The organism is Histidinibacterium lentulum, assembly GCF_003789055.1.
GTDB classification, from domain to species: Bacteria; Pseudomonadota; Alphaproteobacteria; order Rhodobacterales; family Rhodobacteraceae; genus Oceanicola; species Oceanicola lentulus.
Genome location: NZ_ML119090.1, coordinates 124,167 through 138,230, shown reverse-complemented (window position 1 = coordinate 138,230; position 14,064 = coordinate 124,167). Strand labels below are relative to the sequence as shown.

14 protein-coding genes are annotated in these 14,064 nt (G+C 69.8%); 5 read left to right on the top strand and 9 right to left on the bottom strand.

The window, feature by feature from the left end; translation table 11 throughout:
- Nucleotides 1–383: 383 nt before the first annotated feature.
- Together EAT49_RS17660 and EAT49_RS17655 are read left to right on the top strand one after the other, a co-directional pair.
- Nucleotides 384–977 carry a sugar transferase gene (locus tag EAT49_RS17660; RefSeq protein ID WP_246003897.1) on the top strand — a complete coding sequence of 198 codons (594 nt, stop codon included), beginning with the start codon at nt 384–386 and terminating at the stop codon, nt 975–977.
- Nucleotides 978–1,074: 97 nt separating this feature from the next.
- Nucleotides 1,075–3,258: a Wzz/FepE/Etk N-terminal domain-containing protein gene (locus EAT49_RS17655; protein WP_246003896.1), complete on the top strand. Its 2,184-nt coding sequence runs from the start codon at nt 1,075–1,077 to the stop codon at nt 3,256–3,258.
- Between the two features lie 91 nt (nt 3,259–3,349).
- On the opposite strand, the gene EAT49_RS17650 is transcribed toward EAT49_RS17655, so the two are convergent.
- The 8 genes from EAT49_RS17650 to EAT49_RS17615 form a co-directional block, all read right to left on the bottom strand.
- Nucleotides 3,350–4,294: a phosphatidate cytidylyltransferase gene (locus tag EAT49_RS17650; protein ID WP_123643627.1), complete on the bottom strand. Its 945-nt coding sequence runs from the start codon at nt 4,292–4,294 to the stop codon at nt 3,350–3,352.
- Entirely contained in the window at nt 4,291–4,986 is a 696-nt protein-coding gene (locus EAT49_RS17645; RefSeq protein WP_123643626.1) for a lysophospholipid acyltransferase family protein, read from the bottom strand. The genes EAT49_RS17650 and EAT49_RS17645 overlap by 4 nt, the downstream gene beginning before the upstream one ends.
- A 47-nt stretch (nt 4,987–5,033) precedes the next feature.
- Nucleotides 5,034–6,260 (bottom strand): mandelate racemase/muconate lactonizing enzyme family protein, encoded by a 1,227-nt coding sequence (locus EAT49_RS17640; RefSeq protein WP_123643625.1) that lies wholly within the window; start codon nt 6,258–6,260, stop codon nt 5,034–5,036.
- 33 nt (nt 6,261–6,293) lie between these two features.
- Complete coding sequence (locus EAT49_RS17635) at nt 6,294–7,388, bottom strand: Zn-dependent alcohol dehydrogenase (protein WP_123643624.1); 1,095 nt, start codon at nt 7,386–7,388, stop codon at nt 6,294–6,296.
- A gap of 78 nt (nt 7,389–7,466) precedes the next feature.
- Nucleotides 7,467–8,279, bottom strand: coding sequence for a 3-oxoadipate enol-lactonase (pcaD, locus tag EAT49_RS17630; protein WP_123643623.1), 813 nt, complete (start codon nt 8,277–8,279; stop codon nt 7,467–7,469).
- Nucleotides 8,280–8,514: 235 nt separating this feature from the next.
- On the bottom strand, nt 8,515–9,477 hold the full coding sequence (locus EAT49_RS17625) for a threonine ammonia-lyase (protein WP_123643671.1): 963 nt from the start codon (nt 9,475–9,477) through the stop codon (nt 8,515–8,517).
- Between the two features lie 8 nt (nt 9,478–9,485).
- Nucleotides 9,486–10,283 (bottom strand): alpha/beta fold hydrolase, encoded by a 798-nt coding sequence (locus EAT49_RS17620; RefSeq protein WP_342773829.1) that lies wholly within the window; start codon nt 10,281–10,283, stop codon nt 9,486–9,488.
- Between the two features lie 33 nt (nt 10,284–10,316).
- Entirely contained in the window at nt 10,317–10,997 is a 681-nt protein-coding gene (locus EAT49_RS17615) for a haloacid dehalogenase type II (RefSeq protein ID WP_123643621.1), read from the bottom strand.
- Between the two features lie 151 nt (nt 10,998–11,148).
- Between EAT49_RS17615 and EAT49_RS17610 the strand changes: the two genes are divergently transcribed.
- Nucleotides 11,149–11,583 carry an FKBP-type peptidyl-prolyl cis-trans isomerase gene (locus tag EAT49_RS17610; RefSeq protein ID WP_123643620.1) on the top strand — a complete coding sequence of 145 codons (435 nt, stop codon included), beginning with the start codon at nt 11,149–11,151 and terminating at the stop codon, nt 11,581–11,583.
- Between the two features lie 99 nt (nt 11,584–11,682).
- Here EAT49_RS17610 and irrA read toward each other — a convergent pair whose 3' ends face one another.
- Nucleotides 11,683–12,105 (bottom strand): iron response transcriptional regulator IrrA, encoded by a 423-nt coding sequence (gene irrA, locus EAT49_RS17605; RefSeq protein ID WP_185020811.1) that lies wholly within the window; start codon nt 12,103–12,105, stop codon nt 11,683–11,685.
- A 168-nt stretch (nt 12,106–12,273) separates the two neighbouring features.
- On the opposite strand from irrA, the gene fabA reads away from it, so the two are divergent.
- Nucleotides 12,274–12,783 (top strand): bifunctional 3-hydroxydecanoyl-ACP dehydratase/trans-2-decenoyl-ACP isomerase, encoded by a 510-nt coding sequence (gene fabA, locus EAT49_RS17600; RefSeq protein WP_123643619.1) that lies wholly within the window; start codon nt 12,274–12,276, stop codon nt 12,781–12,783.
- A 51-nt stretch (nt 12,784–12,834) separates the two neighbouring features.
- Nucleotides 12,835–14,064 carry a beta-ketoacyl-ACP synthase II gene (locus EAT49_RS17595; protein ID WP_123643618.1) on the top strand — a complete coding sequence of 410 codons (1,230 nt, stop codon included), beginning with the start codon at nt 12,835–12,837 and terminating at the stop codon, nt 14,062–14,064.

The window sequence follows — 14,064 nt, the reverse complement described above, 5'->3', positions numbered from 1 at the left end:
CGGCGCCAGTCAGACCATGCCGAGCGGCCCCGGGCAACGAAGATCTTTGCCGCAGCGCGGCAGGACGTCAACCGCCCGTAGCCATTGGAACCCTTGCGGTTGCGTTCTGCAGGTGCATCCGATTTCGGCAGATCCCGCTGCCGGTCGGCGATGCCCCAGCGGAAAGGAGCGGACCGGCCTCACTCCCTCTTGATCTGCGGCAGCAGACCAGTAACGTGACGGTGAGCCTGATCGTATTCTGCCCGCCCGGTCGCCAGTTCTGCGCTCCGGCATGTCTGCCCTCTGATCTCGGATTGGCCATGTCTGATATTGATGCGTCTTTTCGGGACGATTTTTCTGCTGTTTCGTCGTCTTCGTTTCGGGGGTTTCGTCACGGGTGCAGCGTGACGGGTCGGGCGTATCCCTACATTCGTCGGGGGGCGGATATCGTCGGGTCGGCGGTTCTTGCGCCGGTGGTCGGCGTGGTGGCGCTGGCGCTTCTGGCGCTGAACCCGTTCTGGAACCCGGGGCCGCTGTTCTTCCGCCAGCCGCGGATGGGGCGGGGGTGTCTGCCGTTCATGGCGCTGAAGTTCCGCACGATGCGGCCCGCGGAGGCGGTGACGCGGGCGGCGGACGATCCGCTGGAGGAGGACCGGATCACGCCGTTGGGGCGGGTGCTGCGGAAGATGCGGCTCGACGAGCTGCCGCAGGTGCTGAACGTGCTCGCGGGCGAGATGAGCCTGATCGGGCCGCGGCCGGATTTCTATGACCACGCGGTGACCTATCTGGCGTCGATCCCGCGCTACCGGCAGCGTCACATGATCCGTCCGGGGATCTCGGGTCTGGCGCAGACCGAGGTGGGCTATGTCTCGAGCATCCGGGAGACGCGGCGCAAGGTCTCGGCGGATCTCTACTACATCCAGCATGCGAGCCTGCGGATGGACGCATGGATCGTGTGGCGCACGCTGAAGGTGGTGCTCACGCGGGCGGGAACGTGAGCGGGCGCCGGGCGCGGCGTTCTTGAAGCGTGGCGGCGTTCGTGCAAGACCGGACTGACCCCGGGGGCGATCCGGGGTGCTGCACCGGGGACAGGTCTTGAACGAGGTATCGGACAGGCGCTACGGGGCGCAGGCCAGGGGACCGGTGCAGCCGCAGATGGCGGCGCCGCCGGTGCCCGAGGACGACGAGATCGACCTTCTGGGCCTCGTGCGCACGCTCTGGCGCGGCAAATGGCTGATCGGGCTCTGCGCGGCGCTGACGCTGCTGATCGGGGGCTATTACGTCTACGAGCTCGCGGTGCCGAGATATGCCGCCAGCACGTCGCTGGCGCTGGAGGTGGACCGGGCGCAGGTGGTGGACCTGCAGGAGGTGGTCTCCGGGGTCTCGTCGGACAGCCAGGCGATGCAGACCGAGCTCGAACTGCTGAAGTCGCGGGTGCTGCTCGGGCAGGTGGTGGACCGGCTGGATCTGACGTCCGATGCCGAGTTCAACGCGCGGCTGCGGCCGGAGCCGGCGTTTTCCACGGAGGATCTGAAGAACCTTGCGCGGCAGGTGCTGGGCCGGCCGATCCCGGTGCCCGGGCCGGACACGCCCGAGGCGGCGCGCAACCGCGCGATCGGGGCGCTGGGCGGGGCGATCTCGCCGTCGATCCTGCGGGGGACCTACGTGTTCACGATCCGGGTGGTGACCGAGAACGCGGGGAAGTCGGCGCGGATCGCGAACACGCTTGCGGCGGTCTATCTCGAGGACCAGGTCCGCTCGAAGCTGGAGGCGACGGAAGGTGCCGTGACCTGGCTGTCGGAGCGCCTGGTGGAGCTCGAGGCGGAGCTGCAGGAGCGGGAGGACGCGATCGAGGCGCTGCGGGCGGAGGCGGATTTCGTGAGCCCCGAGGGTCTGGCGGCGCTCAACACCCAAGCGCGGGAGGCGCGGGGGCGGCTCGACCTGGCGCGGGCGGACGCGGCGGCGGCGGCCGCGCGGGTGGCGGAGCTCGAGGCGGCGCGCACGGCGGGCGATCTCGAGGCGCTGCTGGCGGCGGCGTCGGACCCGACGCTGGAGCGGCTGGCGGAGCGCGGGCCGGCGGCGGAGGTGCTGGCGGCGGACGGCGCGTTCCTCGCGCGCTACGACCAGATCGCGGAGCGGGCGGGCTCGGATCTCGCGCGGTCGCAGGCGAGCCTCGCGGCGCTCGAGGATACCGCGGCGCGTCTCGACGGGGACATCGCGGAGCAGTCCGAACAGATCGGCCGGCTGCAGCAGATGATGCGCGAGCGCGACGCGGTCTCGACGCTCTACGAGACCTTCCTGACGCGGCTGCGGGAGACGACCGTCCAGCAGGGCATCCAGCAGGCGGATGCGCGGGTGCTGTCGGAGGCGACGGGCGGCAGCCTCGTGGAGCCGCGGGCCTCGCGGGTGCTGGCGCTGAGCCTGATCCTGGGGCTGATGCTGGGGGGCGGGATCGTGCTCCTGCGCGAGGCGCTGCGGAACGGGTTCCGGACCTCGGACGAGCTTTCGGCGGCGACGGGGCTCGAGGTGATCGGGCAGATCCCGGTGATCCCGATCCGGCGGCGGCGGCAGCTGGTGCCCTATCTGAACGACAAGCCGAACGCGGCGGCGACCGAGGCGATCCGGAACCTCCGGACCTCGATCCTGATGTCGAACATCGACACGCCGCCGCAGGTGATCGCCTTCACCTCCTCGGTTCCGGGGGAGGGCAAGACGACGGATGCGATCGCGGTGGCGCACAATCTCGGGGGTCTCGAGGGCAAGCGGGTGCTTCTGCTCGAGGGCGACGTGCGGCGGCGGACCTTCTCGCAGTATTTCCCCGAGACCGGCCGTCCCGGGCTTCTGTCGCTGATGTCGGGGGAGGCCGCGCTCGAGGCGGCGGTGGTGCCGGCGGCGGAGGCGGGGATCCGGGCGGACGTGATCATGGGCGAGAAATCGGCGGTGAACGCGGCGGACGCCTTCGCCTCGCAGCGGTTCCGGGACCTTCTGGAGACCCTGCGCGGGCGTTACGACTACATCGTGATCGACACGCCGCCGGTGCTGGTGGTCCCCGACGCGCGGGTGATCGGCCAGACCTGCGACGCCATCGTCTACTGCGTCCAGTGGGACCGCACCCCTCGCCCGCAGGTCCTCGACGGCCTGCGCGAACTGAGGTCCGTCAACCTCCACGTCGCCGGAACCGCCCTCACCAAGATCGACCCCCGCGGCATGAAACGATACGGATACGGCGGAAAATACGGCGCATACGCAAGATACGGAAACAAGTACTACCAGCAGTGAGAGGAGTGTCGGGCCGCGCCCGTCTCGCGCCCGCAGCGAATGCGGAACCTGTGGTCCGTAGCTCCGAACTCTTCCAGAGAACTCGATCCGCTCAGACGGCCCAGATCTGTCCCGTGAGGTGAAAGAACACGGGGGCCGCGAAGATCGCGCTGTCGAGCTGGTCCATGAACCCGCCCTGGCCCGGGATCAGGTGGGACCAGTCCTTCACGCCCCGGTCGCGCTTGATCGCGGAGAAGACGAGGCTTCCGGCCATGCCCACCGCCGAGGCGGTCGCCGCCATGGCCATCGCACCGGCCACTCCGAAGGGCGTGGCCCAGGCCAGCGCCGCGCCGATCAGCGCGGCGCCCGCGATACCCGCCGCGATGCCCTCGCGCGTCTTGGGAGAGATGCCCGGCGCAACCTGCACCCGGCCAAGCCTGCGCCCGAAGCCATGCTCGATCAGGTCGCCCCCCTGCACGCAGATGATGAAGAAGACGATCAGAAAGACGCCGCGCCCCGCGTATCCGGGGATATCGAGCGTCATCAGCGCGGGCACATGGCTGAGGCAGAAAACCGCCGTCATCAGCGCCCATTGCGTTTCCGAGACCCGAACCAGAAAGCCGCCGGGCGCGCCGCGCAGGGCCGAGACCACGGGCAGGAGGAGGAAGGCGTAGACCGGGATGAACGTGCCGAAGAGGCTCTGCATCCCGAAGCCCACGAAGGCATATTGCAGCGGCAGCACCACGAAGAAGGCCAGCGCGAGCGACAGGTGATCGGCGCGGGTCTTCGTCGTGTAGGTCACCATCTCCCTCAGCGCCGCGAAGGAGGCGATGGCGAAGAGCGCCACCACCCCGCTCTTGCCGATCAGCACCGCGAGCCCGAGGAGCGCCACCATCGCCCACCAGGACTGGACGCGCGTCAGGTAGGTCTCGATCATCGGGTGGGCACGGTCGTCCGTCACCCGGGCGCGCAGCAACTCGCCGGCGAGAGTCAGGACGGAGAGCACCAGCACCACCGCGGCGGCCAGGGTCAGGACATCATTGGCCGAGGGGCTCATCCGGCGGCCTCTCCGGCGTCGGCAAGTCGCTCGGGCGAGGGAGCGAGAGCGGCGAGTTCGCCTGCCGCCCGGGCGAGGAAGGCGGCCCGGTCCTCGCCGGGACGGAGCGCCACCGGCGCGCCGAAGGTCACGGTGCAGATCAGCGGCAGCGGGATCACCTCGCCCTTGGGCAGGATCGCGTTGAGGTTCGCGATCCAGGTCGGCACCAGCTCCACCTCGGGCCTGTCGCGGGCGATGTTGTAGAGCCCGGCGCGGAACGGCAGGAGCGGGTCGGCGGTCATGTTGCGGTTGCCCTCGGGAAAGAGGATCAGCGAGGCGCCTTCGTCCAGCGCGCGCAGGATCGCGGTCATCGGGTCCTCGGTGCGGTGCTCCGCCCGCCGGTCCACCAGCACGCAGCGAAAGACCTCCGGTCCGATGAAGGCCCGCATCCGGGTCTTCAGCCAGTAGTCGGCCGCCGCCACGGGGCGAGTCCTGCGCCGGATCGCCGGGGGCAGCACCGACCAGATCACCGGCATGTCGCCGTTGGAGACATGGTTGGCGAAATAGACGCGCTGATGCGGAACCGGCCCGACGCCCTCCCACTCCGCCCGCGCGGCCGTTATGAGCCGCACGAAGAGCACCAGCGCACGTCCCGTGAGGCGCGCGGCAAGGCGGCGCAGGCGCGAAGGGGTTGCGGGAACCGTGGCGGTCATGGCGCGAGACTGGACAAGGTTCGGCGGAAAGGAAAGCCGCGGCAGGCTCAGTCCCGTACGCCGCCGCCCCCGAACACATTCTCCGCCCCGTAGTTCACCTGCGCCTCCTGCATCTCCAGATGGAGGCCCTTGCCCGTCCACGGATGCGCGCAGGCGAGCGTCTCGTCCACCTCGATGCCGAGGCCCGGCGCGCTGGAAAGCTCCACATGCCCGTCCTGCACGACAATGCCGGCCTTGATCAGGTCGCGGTGAAACTCCGTCTCGATGGTCTCGGCCATCAGGCAGTTGGGAATCGCGGTCGCAAGATGCAGGTTCGCCGCCCATTCCACCGGCCCCGCGTAGAGATGGGGTGCCACCTCCGCGCCGAAGGCCTGGGCCAGAGCCGCGATCTTGCGCCCCTCCCAGAGACCCCCCGCCCGGCCGAGGGCCGGCTGCAGGATGCGTGCCGCCCCCGCCTTCAGAACCGCCGCGAACTCGGCGGAGGTGGTCAGCCGCTCGCCCGTGGCCACGGGCACGGGCTGGCCCCGCGCGACCTCGGCCATGGCGGCGGGATCGTCGGGTGGCACGGGCTCCTCGAACCACAGGGGATCGAAGGGCGCGATGGCCTGGCCCATCCGCAGCGCGCCCGCGACGGAAAACTGCCCGTGGGTGCCGAAGAGCAGGTCCGCCCGGTCGCCCACCGCCTCCCGGATCGCGCGGCAGAAGGCGACGGACCGCGAGATGTCGCGCGGCGCGGGCATGTGTCCCGAGCGGATCGTATAGGGTCCTGCGGGGTCGAACTTCACCGCCGTGTAGCCGCGCGCCACGAGGTCCGCCGCGCTTTCGGCGGCCATGTCCGGGTCGATCCAGAACTCCGGCAGGGGGTGATCCGGGCCGGGGTAAAGGTAGGAATAGAGCCGGATGCGGGGGGTGATGCGGCCGCCCAGCAGCATGTGGACGGGCTTTCCCGCCGCCTTGCCGAGGATGTCCCAGCAGGCGATCTCCATCCCCGAGAAGGCGCCCATGACCGTCAGGTCCGGGCGCTGGGTGAAGCCCGAGGAATAGGCGCGGCGGAACATCAGCTCCAGGTTGGCGGGGTCCTCGCCCTCCATGTGGCGGGCGAAGACGTCGGAGATGACCGCAGTCATCGCCTCCGGTCCGACCGAGGCGCCGTAGCATTCGCCCCAACCGGTGATCCCGTCGTCGGTGGTCAGCTTCACGAGGATCCAGTAGCGCCCGCCCCAGCCCGGATCGGGGGGCGAGGTCACGAGGACATCGAGATCACGGAGCTTCATGGGCGGTCCCCTCCGGTGGCTGCCGCCTGCCTATCAGCCGGAGGCGGGGAAGACGATCACGTTGCGCCGGGCGGCACCGGCGCGGGTGTCGGCCATCGCCTCGTTGATCCGCTCGAGCGGCCAGCGCGCGGAGATGAGCTCGTCGAGCTTCAGCCGGCCCTGCTCGTAGAGGTCGAGCATCCAGGGGATATCGCGCCGGATCACCGCGTCGCCCATCTTCGAGCCGACCATGGATTGCCCCAGCGAGGCGAGCATCACCGGTTCGTAGGTCGACAGCGCGCCGCTGTGGGGCAGGCCGATCATCACCACCTGGCCGCCCGTGGCCAGATAGCGGGGGGCGGCGTCGAAGGCGGGGATCGCCCCAACCGTGACGAAGACCGCGTCGGCGCCGCGCCCCAGGACCTCGTGCACCCGCTCCCACGGGGCCTCGTCCGTCGCGAGGACGGTGTCGGTCGCGCCGAAGTCCCGCGCGGTCTCCAGCTTCGTGGGCGACAGGTCCACTGCCACGATGCGGCGCGCGCCCGCGATTCGCGCGCCCTGGATGGCGTTGAGCCCGACGCCGCCCGCGCCGATCACCACTGCGTCCTGCCCGGCGCGCAGCCGGGCCGTGTTGACCACCGCCCCCACGCCCGTGATCACGCCGCAGGCCAGCAGGGCGGCCGCCTCGGGCTTTGTCGTGTCCGGGACCTTCACCACCTGGCCCTGGTCCACGACCACCCGGTCGGCGAAGGCGCCGCAGGCCATGCCCTGCCAGATCGGGCTGCCGTCCCGGGCGGTGAGCGGCCCGACCGCCGCCGATCTCGGCCCTTCGCACAGAGCGACCCGGCCGGTGGCGCAGGGCGTGCAGTGCTGGCAGCTCCGCAGCAGCGTGACCGCGACCCGGTCGCCCTCGGCCAGCCCCCGCACACCGGCGCCGAGGGCACTGATCCGCCCCGCGGCCTCGTGACCCAGAACCACGGGCAGGGGGCCGCCCCAGCCACCATCGGCATAGACGAGATCCGAATGACAGATCGCGACCGCCTCGAGCACCACCTCGACCTCTCCGGCGAGGGGGTCGCGCATCTCGATTTCCTCGAGGACGAGCGGCGCCTGGAAGGCGCGGCAGACGGCGGCTGTGATGGTCTTCATGGCGTCAACTCAGCGTCTCCGGCGGGGCGGGGTCTGGTCTGGAACCGGCATTATCCGGTCCAAACGAGCCATCCCCGCTCAGGCCCGGCCGGGAAGGTCGCCGGTCTCGGACAGGAACCGGATCAGCAGGTCGGCGAAGGCTTCGGGCTGCTCGAGATGCGGCAGGTGGCCCGCCCGCCGGATCAGCTCGAACCGGGCGCCGGGGATCAGCCCGGCGAGTTCCTGCAGCATGTCGGGCGGCGTCGCCCGGTCCTCCGAGCCCGCGATGCACAGCGTCGTCAGGCGGAGGCCGGACGTGGCGGTCAGAAAGTCGGTTCCGGCGATGGCGGCGGCACAGCCGCAATAGCCCTCGACCGCGGTGCCGAGGATCCTCCGACGCAGCTCCGCGACCTCCGGCGCGCCGCGGAAGCCGGGCGACACCCAGCGGTCGATCATTTCGTCGGCCAGCGTGGCGAGCCCATGCGTGCGGACCTTGGCGATGCGCTCCTCCCAGAGGTCGCGGGTTCCGATCTTGGCGCCGGTGTTCGACAGAACCAGGGTGCGCACGATGTCGGGCCGTTTCACCGCCAGACCCTGCGCGATCAGCCCGCCAAGCGACAGGCCAACGACGGCTGCGCCGCGCACATCGAGCACATCGGCGACCCGTTCCGCGTCGGCGATCAGCGCGCCCATGGCGTAGGGGGCGGGCGTCACATCGCTGCGCCCGTGGCCGCGCAGGTCGTACCGCACGACCCGCAACACGGGCGGCAGCTGGGCCACGACGCCATCCCAGCTCTCCAGCGTCGAGCAGAGCCCGTTGACGAACATCACCGGCGTCGCATCGGCATCCTCGCTCCCGTCGATTTGGGCGCGAAGCGTCACGTCTCCATTGCGGATGAGATGCTCGGTCATTCTGCGCCGCGGCAAGGGGGTGCGAGGAGCGGGAAACGAGTTCTCGTCGATCTCGATGCGCGGTTCGGGCCGGCGTTGACGGCCCGGCCCGAACCGGCTTGGTCACGGCTCCGATACCCTTGCAGGGTCTCGAGGAGCGATGTGACCCTCCTCCCTGAGCCGCGACAAAACAGCACCGGTGTCATCGAGTCAACAGACTTTTCCCCCGCGCCGGGTCCCGACCGGTCCGACGGCCTCATGTCAACGTGCCGAGAGCCCGGGCGAAGAGGGCGGGATCGACATTGCCGCCAGAGGCAAGGACCACGACGGCGTCGCCCGGGATCGCGTCAGGACGCCCCAAAGCCGCGGCGAGCGACACGGCGCCGCCCGGCTCCAGCACGATCTTCAGGTCGCGGAAGGCCAGCGCCATGGCCGCGAGAGCCTCGTCGTCGGTCACGGTCAGGCCCGGCCCGCACAGCCGGTCCATGATCGGAAAGGTCAGCTCCCCCGGCGCGGGCGTCTCGATGGCGTCGCAAATGGACCGCGCGCGGCTCTCGTTGCGCTCGATCCTGTGGCTGACCAGCGAGCGCACGACATCGTCGAACCCCTCGGGTTCCACCGGCCGCGCTCGCAGACCCGGTGCCTCGGCCTCCAGCGCAAGCGCGACGCCGGAGGTCAGCCCGCCCCCCCCGCAGCAGATGAGCACATCGGCGGTCTCGATCCCCAGCGCCGCGACATCGGCGGCGATCTCCAGCCCCGCCGTGCCCTGGCCAGCGATGACCTCCGGCGCGTCATAGGGCCGTATCAGCGTCAGACCGCGCTCCTCTGCCAGCGCCTCGCCGATGGCCTCGCGATTCTCGCCTCCGGGCCGGTCGTAGGTGATGACCTCGGCGCCGAGAGCGCGAGTGTTGGCGAGCTTGAGCGCAGGTGCATCGCACGGCATCACAATGACCGCCGGAACCCCGTGCTCCGCCGCGGCGCGGGCCACCCCTTGGGCATGGTTGCCGCTGGAATAGGCCAGCACCCCGCGGGCGCGGACGGTGTCGGGCAGGGCGCTGACGGCCGAGAGCCCTCCGCGATACTTGAACGACCCCGTATGTTGCAGGCATTCGGGTTTCACCAGCACCCGCCGCCCCGCGATCTGGTCGAGCACGGGCGAGGACAGGAGTGGCGTGTGTCGCACCCGGCCGGACAGACGGCGGGCGGCGGCGCGGATCATGTCGATATTCAAGCGGAGCCTCCGATCACGCGGGAGATCACGCCGAGCGACGCAGGCTCGTCGAGAAACGGAACGTGTCCCCGGTCCGGCACGGTGGCGCTGACGAGGCCCGGATGGCGGCGCTGCATCTCCTCCAGCGTTTCCGCCGACAGGATGTCCGAGTTCGCCCCGCGAATCGCTCCGGTGGGCACCTCGCGCAGGGCCTCGAAGAACATCCAGAGATCCGGGAGAGCGCCGGCCGCGGATTGCTGCATCAGCGCGGTGTGCAGCGCGGGATCGTAGCGGTTCCGCAGCCCCTCCGGCGTCTCCTCCCAGCGCGCCGCGGCCTCCGCAGCCCAGCGATCCGGAGGGACGTCCGGAAAGCTGCGGGCCTCCGCCTCGGCCAGCGCCCTTGCCCCGGCGGCGAGGTCGGGCAGGTCCGGCTCCCGGCCCACGTAGCCCATGATCCGTGCAAGGCCCGCAACCCCAACGATCGGCCCGATGTCGTTCAGGACCACCGCGCTCAGGCGCTCCCGGTGACTGGCGGCCAGCGTCATCGCGACCAGGCCCCCGCGGGAGGTTCCGATGATCGCGACCCGGTCGAGCCCCAGGTGGTCGATCAGCTCCATCGCGTCATGCCCCTCGCGCAGGACGTTGTAGGTGGTGAAATCCGCAGGCCTCTCGGAGCGACCGCGTCCGCGCGCGTCGAGCCGGATCACCCGGTGCTCACCGAGATGCGGCAGCACATGGGCGAAATCGTCGGCATTGCGGGTCAGACCGGCAAGGCACAGGACTGGCGGTCCCGCACCCTCGTCGAAAAAGTGCAAGCTTACGCCGTCCGAGGTACGAAAATCGGGCATTTAGATCAGTTCCGTGACAGCGTTGAGATCGCGGGCCTCGTGATGGGGCATCGCATGGAGCCGCTCTGCGGGCTGGCCCGCACGGTTTACCCAGAGCGTGCGGAACCCGTAGCCCGCCGCCCCGGCGGCATCCCAGCCGTTCGACGAGACGAAGAGCACCTCGTCAGGCCTCGCGTCGAACGCCTCTCCCACAAGATCGTAGACCCGGGGCGAAGGTTTGAAGACCCCGGCTCGCCGCGCGCTGAGGATCGCGGCGAGCGCGCCGCCGAGCCCTGCTGCCGCGACCGCCTCCTCCAGCATCTCCGGGTCGCCGTTCGACAGGATGGCGGCGGGAATACCCCGCCCGGCCAGCGCCTCGAGCATCGCGCCCGCCTCCGGATAGGCGGGCAGCACGCGGTAGAGCTGGAGCAGCCGCGCGCGCAGCGCCGCATCGCCCTGCAGCCCCGCCGCCTCCAGCGCCCAGTCGAGCCCGTCGCAGGTCACCTGCCAGAAGTCGCAGGGATGCCCGGCAAGGCTGCGCAGCCAGGTGTATTGCAGTTGCTTCGCGCGCCAGTCCCGGGCGATGTCGGGCCAGTGCGCGGCCAGCGCCGCGCTGTCGGGCTCCGCTGCCGCGGCCCGCGCCGCGCCGTCGACATCGAGCAGGGTGCCATAAGCATCGAAGATGCAGACGCGGGTTGCCATGGCGCGACCTAACCACGCGCCGTTCGGGGCCGGAAGACCCGACATTTGCATTCCGCGACGGCCTTCCCTAGCTTTCTAGAGGCAAAGCCGGAGCACCCGTCGAGACTGGCGGCCTCCACCTCATGCAAAACCCCCACCAATGGAGAGACCCATGACGCAGGTAAAGACCGGCGATACCGTGCTCATTCACTACACGGGAACCCTGACCGACGGAGAGACCTTCGACAGCTCGCGCGGCCGCGAGCCGCTGGAGTTCCAGGTGGGCTCGGGCCAGATCATTCCCGGCCTCGACGCGGCGCTGCCCGGCATGGCCGTGGGCGAGAGCAAGAAGGTGGAGGTGCCCTGCGCCGACGCCTATGGCGAGACCGATCCGGATGCCCGCCAGTCGATCCCGCGCGACCAGATCCCCGCGGATATCCCGGTCGATCCGGGCACCCGACTGCAGATGCAGACCCCCCAGGGCCAGGTGGTTCCGGTGACGGTGGTCGAGGCCAGCGACAGCGCGATCACGCTCGACGCCAACCATCCGCTGGCGGGCAAGGATCTGATCTTCGACATCGAGGTCGTCGAGATCAAGGCGGCCTGACTTGCGCTCTCCCCGGTTCTCCGCCTTGCGATAGGGCGGCAGAGCCGGGGTCCCTCGGGTCCGCCGGACCGACGCGTGGCCCGACCGACCGCCCGCGGGTCAGCGGCGGCGCAGGCGGATGACGACGTCGACCTTGGAGATTTCCGCTCCCGCGGGCGCTTCCGGCAAGCGCGCAATCTCGAGTTCTTCTGCGGGGGCGTCGGTCAGTTCGGACCGGTCTTCCCAGAAGAAATGCGGATGGTCGGTCATGTTGGTGTCGAAATAGCTCTTTGACCCGTCGACCACGATCTCGCGCACCAGGCCCGCCTCGCAGAAGGCCTTGAGCGTGTTGTAGACCGTGGCCAGGGACACCTTTTCGCCGGTGGCCTGTGCGGCCTCGAAGAGGCTTTCCGCCGTGACATGCCGGTCATTACCGTCACCCACGAGGAGCGAGGCCAGGGCGATGCGTTGGCGCGTCGGACGAAGTCCGGCCCCCGAGAGCCAGTTCTCCCCGCGCATGGTCGCCTGTTCACATTGCGTCATCGCACCCTCCAACGTCCTTACCATATGACCGAATGCGAGCGATTTTCAATGCGTCACCGGTGTCGCGCCCGGCAAGGGCGCCACTCCGGGCCGCCCTTGCCACTCTTTGCCCCGGGGTGCTAAGGCCGCAGCCGAGATCACGGCACCGCCCTGGGGAGCTATCTGCGCATGGCCGACTACCCGACCAGCTTCGACAAGGAGGCGCTTCTCGCCTGCGCCCGCGGTGAGCTGTTCGGACCCGGCAACGCCCAGTTGCCGCTGCCGCCCATGCTGATGATGGACCGGATCACGGACATCTCGGGCGATGGCGGAGAGCACGGCAAGGGCCATGTCACGGCCGAGTTCGACATCACGCCGGACCTGTGGTTCTTCGAGTGCCATTTCCCGGGCAACCCGATCATGCCGGGCTGTCTCGGCCTCGATGGCCTGTGGCAGCTCACCGGCTTCAACCTGGGCTGGCGGGGCTGGCCGGGCAGGGGCTATGCCCTCGGCGTGGGCGAGGTGAAGCTGACGGGCATGGTCCGGCCCGACCGCAGGATGCTCACCTACCGCGTGGATTTCACAAAGGCCGTGCAGACCCGGCGCCTGACCATGGGCGTGGCGGACGGAACAGTCCATGCCGACGGCGAGATGATCTATCAGGTCAAGGACATGAAGGTGGCTCTGTCCGAGAGCTGACCTCAAGCCAAGGGAGTTGCCCATGCGCCGCGTCGAACCGGAGGTTCGCAGATGAGACGAGTCGTCGTCACCGGGCTCGGGATCGTTTCGCCCATCGGCAATTCCGCCGAAGAGGTCGCAGCCGCGCTCAGGGTCGGGAAGTCGGGCGTCGAGGCGGTACCCGAGATGGAAGAGCACGGGTTTCGCAGCCGCATCGCCGGCACGCTGAAGCTCGATCCCGCCGAGCATGTCGACAAGCGCACCCTGCGCTTCATGGGACCGGGCGCGGCCTATGCCTACCTGTCGATGCAGCAGGCCATCGCCGATGCCGGTCTGACCGAGGCCGAGGTCAGCCATCCGATGACCGGTCTGATCGCGGGATCCGGCGGGCCCTCGACCTCCGCCATGCTCACCGCCCACCAGACGGTGCTGAAATCGGGCGGAACCAAGCGCATCGGGCCCTTCGCGGTCCCGAAATGCATGTCCTCCACGGTCTCCGCAAACCTCGCCACGGCCAGCAAGATCAAGGGGATGAACTTCTCCATCACCTCCGCCTGCTCGACCTCGCTGCACTGCATCGGCATGGCCGCCCAGCAGATCGCGCTCGGCGCGCAGGACGTGATGTTCGCGGGCGGCGGCGAGGAGCTCGACTGGACGCTCTCCTGCCTCTTCGACGCAATGGGCGCCATGTCGTCGAAGTTCAACGACACGCCCGAACGCGCTTCCCGGGCCTTCGACGCGGATCGGGACGGGTTCGTGATCGCGGGAGGCGGCGGCATGGTGGTGCTCGAGGATTACGAGCGGGCCAAGGCCCGCGGCGCCACGATCTATGCCGAGGTCACGGGCTTCTCCGCCACGTCGGACGGTCACGACATGGTGGCGCCGTCGGGCGAGGGCGGAGAGCGGGCCATGCGCGGCGCGCTGAAATCCCTGCCCGACGATCGCAAGGTCAGCTACATCAACGCCCATGGCACTTCGACGCCCGTGGGCGACGTGGGCGAGGTGGAGGCGGTGCGCCGCGTCTTCGGTGAGGGCAGCACGCCGCCGATCAGTTCCACCAAGTCGATGACCGGCCACAGCCAGGGCGCCACGGGCGCGCAGGAGGCGATCTATTGCCTGCTGATGCTCCGCGACGATTTCATCGCGCCCTCGATCAACGTGGAAACGCTGGACCCTGTGCTGGCGCCCGGCGTGATCGCCACCGAGACGGTCGAGAACGCGGGCCTCGACACGGTCATGACCAACAGCTTCGGCTTTGGCGGCACGAACGGGTCGATGCTCCTCTCGAAACTGCGGGACTAG